We start from the raw sequence: 5,810 nt of genomic DNA on the forward strand, positions 1-5,810 counted from the left end.
CCGTGTTCCGGAACCGCTGCCACTCCTCGGGGAAGAACATGCCGACGCCGTGGTAGAGCCAGTGCACGTCGGCCGGGCGGGTCATCGTCACCGACGCGAGGACCATGGCGGTCACCCGCTCCGGGTAGCGCTCCGCGTAGGTGAGGGCGAGCGTCACGCCCCACGATCCGCCCCAGAGCAGCCAGCGGTCGATGCCCAGGTGTTTGCGCAGGAGTTCCATGTCCGCGAGCAGGTGCTCGGTCGTGTTCACCGACATGTCGGCGTCGTGCTCGCTGGCGTGCGGGATGCTGCGTCCGGCGCCCCGCTGGTCCATCACCACGATCCGGTAGACGGCGGGGTCGTAGTTGCGGCGGCTTCCCGGCGTACCGCCAGAACCCGGTCCCCCGTGCAGCACGAGTGCCGCCTTGCCGTCGGGATTGCCGCTGGTCTCCCAGTAGATCTGCTGACCGTCGCCGACGTCGAGCATCCCGTGCTCATAGGGGTCGATCGGCGGATAGGTCATGTCGCTCCGAGAGTCCGCTTCTGGGGATGGATCGTCTCGCCGCGGGCCAGCATCGCGACGAACTGTTCGATCCGGCGGGCCCGCGTCTCGGGACGCTTGGCGCCTTCGATCCGGTAAAGGACGGCGTAGCGGTTCTGGGCGGTGAGGATGTCGAACATCGCCGCGGCTTGGGGCTGTGCGGCGAGGGCCGCGGCGAGATCGGCGGGCACCGGCATCCCGGCTTGACCGGAGTACGCCGCCTCCCACCGCCCGTCGGCCTTCGCCCGCTCGACCGCAGCCAGACCGGCCGGGTGCATCCGGTCCGCGGCGAGCAACCGGGCGATGTTGTCGACGTTGTTCGCCGACCAGGGGCTGCGCGGCCGCCTCGGGGTGAAGCGTTGCCGGTAGGTGGCGTCGTCGCGGCGCCGTACCTGTCCGTCGATCCAGCCGTGGCACAGCGCCTCGTCGAGCGCCTGTGCGTAGGTGACGCTGGTCGGGTCGGTCGTGCCCTTCTTGGCGAGGACCAACCACACCCCGGGCGAGCCGTCATGGTGACGGGACAGCCACTTCCGCCACGCGACCGCGTCGGCCACCGTCAACTCCGCCAGTTCGTCGGCCATCGCCGCTCAGCACACCATGTCTCCGGTCCCGCGGCGACCCCGGGTGAGGCCCGGGGTAATGGCGAGCTCCGCGCCACGGCAGACTCAGCCAGGTCCGACGACTGGAGGTGGTGGCGGCGATGCCGGCATGGATCTGCCAGACCTGCGGAGTGCAGCATCCCGACACCCCCGAGCCGCCACCCGGCTGCCCGATCTGCCAGGACGAACGGCAATACGTCGGCTGGGGCGGGCAGCAGTGGACGACGATGGCCGAGCTGGCCCGCGACCACCGCAGCGATCTGCGCGAAGAGGAGCCGGGCCTGCTCGGGATCGGCACCGAGCCGTCGTTCGCGATCGGACAGCGGGCGCTGCTCCTCGCCACCGGCCAGGGCAATGTGCTGTGGGACTGCGTCTCCCTCGTCGACGACCGGGCCGTCGAGGAGGTACGCCGTCGCGGCGGCATCGCCGCGGTGTGCATGTCCCACCCGCACTTCTACGCCGCCTGCGTCGAGTGGGCCGACACGTTCGATGCGCGGATCCTGATTCCCGCGGCCGACCAGCAGTGGATACAGCGGCCGTCGCCGCGGGTCGAGCTGTGGGCGGACGAGATCGAGCCGGTGCCTGGCCTCACGCTCGCGCGCATCGGCGGCCACTTCGACGGCGCCGCCGTCCTGCATTGGCCGGACGGCTCCGATGGGCGCGGTGCGCTGCTCACCGGCGACACCATCACGGTCGTGCAGGACCGCGACTGGGTGAGCTTCATGTGGAGCTACCCCAACCTGATCCCGCTCGATGCCGCGACCGTGCAGCAGATCGCCGGCCGGGTCGAGCGCTACCAGTTCGACCGGGTCTACGGCGGATGGTGGGGCCGGGTCGTGGTCCGCGACGGCGCGGGCGCCGTACGCCGATCCGCCGACCGCTACGTCGCGCACGTCGCCGGCGTCGACACATGAGGGAGGACGACGTGGACGGACTGCCCGCACTGCTCGGCGGGATCGCGACCGGAGCGATCCGGGTCGTCGACCTGACCGCGCCGCTCTCCGACCGCACACCGGTGCTGCAGCTACCCGAGCCGTTCGTCAACACTCCGGGATTCGCGCTGCACGAGCTGAGCCGTTACGACGACCGCGGACCGGCCTGGTACTGGAACTCATTCTCGGCCGGTGAGCATGTCGGCACCCACTTCGACGCGCCGGTGCACTGGGTGTCGGGGCGGGACGGCCTCGACGTGTCCCAGGTGCCGGTCGAGCAGCTGATCGCGCCCGCGGTCGTGATCGACAAGAGCGCCGAGTGCGCCGCCGACCCGGACTTTCTACTTACCCGCGACCACGTGCGCGCGTGGGAGGAAACCCACGGCGGGTTGCCGCCTGGTGGGTGGCTGCTCTACCGCACCGGATGGGACGCGCGCGGCGGCGACGCCGGGGCGTTCCTCAACAGCGACGAGACCGGCCCGCACACGCCGGGCGTCGACCCGGACTGCGCGCGGTGGCTGGCCGAGGAGACCGCGATCATCGGGATGGGGGTGGAGACCGTCGGCACCGATGCTGGTGCGGCGCATTCCTTCGATCCGCCGTTCCCCTGTCACACCTTCCTGCTCGGGGCCGGCAAATTCGGCCTGACCCAGCTGGTCAACGTCGCCGAGCTGCCGGCGACCGGCGCCGTTCTGGTGGTGGCGCCGCTGCCGATCGAGACCGGGTCCGGGAGTCCGAGTCGCGTCCTCGCGCTGGTGTCGTCGTGAACGTCGCGGAGGCCGTCGGGGCCCGGCTCGCGGCACTCGGTGTCGACCAGGTCTTCGGCGTCGTCGGCAGCGGCAACCTGATCGTCGCCGACGCGCTGTGCACCGGCGGGGCGCGCTACCTCGCCGCCCGGCAGGAGACCGCCGCCGTCGCCATGGCCGACGGCTACGCCCGGGTGACGGGTCGGGTCGGCGTCGCGACGGTGCACCAGGGTCCCGGGCTGACCAATGCGATGACGGCGATCACCGAGGCCGCGAAGAGCCGTACGCCGGTCCTGGTCCTGGCCGCGGACACCTCTGCGGCAGCGATCCGGTCCAACTTCCGCATCGACCAGGACCGCCTGGTCGGTGCGGTCGGCGCCGTCGTGGAACGGGTCTACACACCGCAGACCGCGATCGCCGACGCGACCCGCGCGTACGAGCGGGCGGTCACCGACCGGCGCACCGTCGTACTCATGCTGCCGCTCGACGTACAGGCGGCCGAGTGCCCCGTCACGGATCCGCCCACCACGTCGTCCCCGCGCCGGCTCCCCGCTCCCGGCGCCGACACCGTCGACGAGATCACCGCCCTGCTGCTGCAGGCGAGTCGGCCGGTACTGCTCGCCGGCCGCGGCGCCGTGGTCGGCGACGCCGGCGCCGCGATCGAGGCGCTGGGTGAACGCGTCGGCGCAATCCTCGCCACGTCCGGGAACGGCCACGGGCTCTTCGCCGAAAACCCCTACTCCGTCGGTATTTCCGGGGGCCTCGCTCCCCCGTCCGCCGCCGAACTGCTGACCGACACCGACCTGGTCGTGGCCTTCGGTGCGTCGCTGAACGTGTGGACCAGCGGGCACGGAAGCCTCTTCCCGAAGGCCACCCTGGTGCAGGTCGACATCGACGCCGACGCGGTCGGCGCACACCGCCCGGTCGATGTCGCGGTGGTCGCCGATGCGGCCACGACCGCTCGCGCGCTGTGCGACGAGCTCGACCGGCGCGGACACCGGTCGACCGGGTTGCGTACGCCGCAGCTCGCCGCGCGGATCGCGGCCGGGCAGTGGTCGGAACAGCCGTTCACCGACGCCGGAACCGGATCGGTGATCGATCCGCGGACATTCACGATCGCACTCGAGAAGATGCTTCCCGCCGAGCGCACCGTGGCGGTGGACTCCGGCCATTTCATGGGCTGGCCGGTCATGTACCTGTCGGTGCCCGACGCCGCCGGGTTCGTCTTCGGCCAGGCGTTCCAGTCGGTCGGGCTGGGCCTGGGTGCGGCGATCGGTGCGGCCGCAGCCCGACCGGACCGGCTCACCGTGGCCGTACTCGGCGACGGCGGGGCGATGATGGCGCTCGGTGAGCTCGACACCGTCGCCCGGCTCGGCGTACCGATGCTCATCGTTGTCTATGACGACGCGGCGTACGGCGCCGAGGTGCACCACTTCCGCCCGCACGGCCACTCCGTCGACCTGGCCCAGTTCCCCGACACCGACCTCGCCGCCCTCGCGCGCGGCGCCGGACTGGACGGGGTGACCGTCCGCACCCTGTCCGACCTCGACGCGGTCAAAGACTGGCTCGGCCGGCGCGACCGGTCGCTCCTCATCGACGCGAAGGTCAATCCCGACGTGGTCGGGAGCTGGCTCGAGGAGGCGTTCCGGGCTCACTGACCTCCTCGAGCGGGAGCCGCTCCTGGGTGTAGAGCTGCGATGCATCGACCGGACGGATGAGTTCGGGACCGTTGTTCCGGACGTTGCCGACCGCCGCCGACACGACGTCCGGCTGCAGGTGCGGCTCCGGGACCACGTCGAGAATCTGCTGCGCGTCCGCCGGGTCGTCGCCGGTGCAGTCGAGCCAGGACTCCTGCAGTTCGGCGGGCACGATCACGGGCGTGCGGTCGTGGATGTGACCGAGCAGATCGGCCGCGGGCCGGGTGATGATCGTGCAGGTCCACACCCACCGATCGGGATCGTCCTCGGCGAGCGCGGGATCACGCCAGACTTCGTAGAGCCCGGCGAAGGCGATCCGCCCGCCGTCGGGGTCGTGCAGGAAGTGCGGCACCTTTCCGTCATCGGTGTTCTGCCACTCGAAATATCCCTGGGCGGGACACAGACAACGTCGGCGTGCGGCCGCCGCCTTGAACGCCGGCTTGCTGGTGACGGTCTCGACGCGGGCGTTGATCATCTTCGCGGCGCCGCGGCGATCGCGGGACCAGCCCGGGACCAGGCCCCACCGCAGGGTGCGCAGCTGCCGCACCCGCGGGGCGTCCTCGTCCTCACTCTCGCCGTGCGGCCGCCGCTTCATGACCGCGCGCACCGGGTCGGTCGGAGCGATGTTCCAGGACCGGGCGAGATCGTTGCCGAGCACCTGCTCGACGTCGTACTCGTCGCGGAGGTCGGCCGTCGAGGCGACGTTGACGTAGCGACCGCACATGTCCTCAGTCTGCCGGAAAGCCAGGCCCGAGGCTGGCGGTAGGCCCGCCATCCGCAATGATCGTCCGCGTGTCCCACGCCACCGAGTCGACCAGGCGCCCCGGACTTGCGGAAGTCGCGATCAACGCGGCCATGCGCAGACTGCAGTGGGATCACAACGCCCACTACCACCGCACCCTGCTCCGGCGGATCCCCAGGCGGTTCCGCCGCGGGCTCGACGTGGGCTGCGGCAAGGGCGACTTCGCCCGGCGCCTCGCCCGCCGGGCCGGCGCGATCGATGCCGTCGACGTCGCGCCGGACATCGTCGCGGTCGCCCGTTCCCGGACACCGGCCGCCGGGAACGTCCGATTCCTGGTCGGCGACGTGCTCGACCCGACCCTCGACCTGGCCGCGTACGACGTCATCACCAGCCTGGCCGTCATCCACCACATGCCCCTCGGTCCGGCACTCGACCGGCTGCACGATCTCCTCCTGCCCGGCGGGGTCCTCGTCGTCCTCGGGTGCTACGAGGAGAAGACGAGAAGCGACGTGATCGTGAGCCGGACGGCCTCGATCGCCAACATCGCCATGGGGCTGGCCCACCGGATCGGCCG

General features: G+C 71.5%; 7 protein-coding genes. 4 read left to right on the forward strand and 3 right to left on the reverse strand.

The window, feature by feature from the left end:
- A partial coding sequence (locus VGH85_19850) for an alpha/beta fold hydrolase (protein ID HEY2176064.1) occupies nucleotides 1–502 on the reverse strand: 502 nt, incomplete at its 3' end.
- Entirely contained in the window at nucleotides 499–1,101 is a 603-nt protein-coding gene (locus VGH85_19855) for a YdeI/OmpD-associated family protein (protein ID HEY2176065.1), read from the reverse strand. The genes VGH85_19850 and VGH85_19855, both read right to left, overlap by 4 nt.
- A gap of 119 nt (nucleotides 1,102–1,220) precedes the next feature.
- On the opposite strand from VGH85_19855, the gene VGH85_19860 reads away from it, so the two are divergent.
- From VGH85_19860 to VGH85_19870, 3 genes are read left to right on the forward strand one after another with little or no spacing between them, the layout of a single operon-like run.
- Nucleotides 1,221–2,033, forward strand: a complete 813-nt coding sequence (locus tag VGH85_19860) for an MBL fold metallo-hydrolase (GenBank protein ID HEY2176066.1) — start codon at nucleotides 1,221–1,223, stop codon at nucleotides 2,031–2,033.
- An 11-nt stretch (nucleotides 2,034–2,044) separates the two neighbouring features.
- On the forward strand, nucleotides 2,045–2,818 hold the full coding sequence (locus VGH85_19865; protein ID HEY2176067.1) for a cyclase family protein: 774 nt from the start codon (nucleotides 2,045–2,047) through the stop codon (nucleotides 2,816–2,818).
- Nucleotides 2,815–4,455: a thiamine pyrophosphate-binding protein gene (locus VGH85_19870; protein ID HEY2176068.1), complete on the forward strand. Its 1,641-nt coding sequence runs from the start codon at nucleotides 2,815–2,817 to the stop codon at nucleotides 4,453–4,455. The genes VGH85_19865 and VGH85_19870 overlap by 4 nt, the downstream gene beginning before the upstream one ends.
- On the opposite strand, the gene VGH85_19875 is transcribed toward VGH85_19870, so the two are convergent.
- Complete coding sequence (locus VGH85_19875; protein ID HEY2176069.1) at nucleotides 4,403–5,218, reverse strand: SOS response-associated peptidase; 816 nt, start codon at nucleotides 5,216–5,218, stop codon at nucleotides 4,403–4,405. The genes VGH85_19870 and VGH85_19875 overlap by 53 nt on opposite strands.
- 68 nt (nucleotides 5,219–5,286) lie before the next feature.
- Between VGH85_19875 and VGH85_19880 the strand changes: the two genes are divergently transcribed.
- Nucleotides 5,287–5,810 (forward strand): class I SAM-dependent methyltransferase (locus tag VGH85_19880; GenBank protein ID HEY2176070.1); only part of this gene is annotated, 524 nt, incomplete at its 3' end.

The sequence above is a fragment of the Mycobacteriales bacterium genome (assembly GCA_036497565.1).
Lineage (GTDB): Bacteria > Actinomycetota > Actinomycetes > Mycobacteriales > QHCD01 > DASXJE01.